This is a genomic window from Rhodococcus chondri (genome assembly GCF_036327435.1).
GTDB classification, from domain to species: domain Bacteria; phylum Actinomycetota; class Actinomycetes; order Mycobacteriales; family Mycobacteriaceae; genus Rhodococcus; species Rhodococcus chondri.
Window position 1 is genome coordinate 1 of record NZ_JAUZMZ010000357.1, and the last position, 1,481, is coordinate 1,481.

General features: G+C 69.4%; 1 protein-coding gene and 1 pseudogene. Both read left to right on the forward strand.

The window, feature by feature from the left end; genetic code table 11:
• Positions 1-1,388: PD-(D/E)XK nuclease family protein (locus Q8814_RS26075; RefSeq protein ID WP_330154820.1), on the forward strand; the 1,388-nt coding region annotated here is incomplete at its 5' end.
• Positions 1,389-1,396: 8 nt separating this feature from the next.
• Positions 1,397-1,481 (forward strand): annotated as a pseudogene (locus tag Q8814_RS26080) (alpha/beta hydrolase); the annotation flags it as partial.

The following is a 1,481-nucleotide window of genomic DNA, read 5'->3' on the forward strand; positions in this document are numbered from 1 at the left end:
TTCAGGTACTCACCGTGCACTCGGCGAAGGGGCTCGAGTGGCAGGTTGTCGCGGTGCCGCACGTCAGCTCCGGTGTCTTTCCCTCGACCACCGGCGCAGCGACATGGCTCGGATCGGTGGCCGAGCTGCCGCCACAGCTGCGTGGCGACCGCGCGTTGCCGGGCGAGCAAACCGGCGGCAGCACCGACGGGGTCCCGGTTCTCGAACTCGACGACATCTACGACCGCAAGATGCTCGAGAACCGGATCGACCTGCACAAGGGGGCCCTGAAGGACCGCAAGCTCGACGAAGATCGCAGGTTGTTCTACGTCGCCCTCACCCGCACCGAGCGGGCGCTGTTCGTCTCCGGGCATCACTGGGCCGACTCGGGTTCCGAGCCGAAGGGGCCGTCACCGTTCCTCACCGAATTGCACGAGTTGGTAGGCGCCCGGCCCGAACTCGGGACGATCGACGAATGGGCGCCCGCGCCGGAGGCGGGCACACCGAATCCGATGACGGAAACCCCGCGCAGCGCCACCTGGCCGGGCGATCCGCTCGGTGCGCGCCGTCCCGCCGTCGAGCGTGGCGCTGCGCTGGTGCTGGCCGCGCTCGACGGCGGCGAACCCGACCCACCCGCGAATTACGAGGACGATCCCGACGAGTGGGCGGCCGACGTCGACGCACTGTTGGCCGAACGCGAGCAGCGCGCCGAACACGGTGCCGAGGTGATGTTGCCGGCGCAGTTGTCCGTCAGTCAGCTCGTCGATCTGGCCACCGACCCCGATGCGCTCGCCGCGCGTCTGCGGCGGCCGCTTCCGTTCCGGCCGAACCCGCTCGCGCGCCGCGGGACTGCGTTCCACGCGTGGCTCGAACGACGATTCGGTGCCACGCGACTACTCGACCTCGACGAACTGCCCGGCGCCGACGACGAGGGCGGCGACGAATCCGACTTCGACCGGTTGCAGGAAGCGTTCCTCCGCTCGCAGTGGGCGGCGCGGAACCCGGTGGAGGTGGAGGTGCCGTTCGAAACGTCGTTGGCGGGGACGATGATCCGGGGCCGCATCGACGCGGTGTTCGAGGATACGGATGGGGGATGGACGGTGATCGACTGGAAGACCGGTGCCGAACCGGATGTCGAGAAGCTCGCATCGGTCGGGTTGCAGCTGGCCGCGTATCGGCTGGCGTGGGCGCAGCTGATGGCTGCCCGAACCTCCCGGATCACCGGCCGCCCCGCCGAGGTGCGGCTCGACAAGGTGCGCGCCGCCTTCCATTACGTGCGGACCGGCCGGACCGTGGCACCTGAAGACCTACCGGGCGCCGAGGAGCTCGACCGTCTCGTGCGTACCGCAGGCGCAGAGAAGGCCGAGGTCCCCGACTCGCCGGACGGGGAAGCAACGGACGGTGGGTAGGAGGACACATGGCGACCTTCGTATTGCTACCCGGTGCCGGATCGGACTCGTGGTACTGGCACCGGGTGATTCCGCTGCTCGAAACACGTGGGC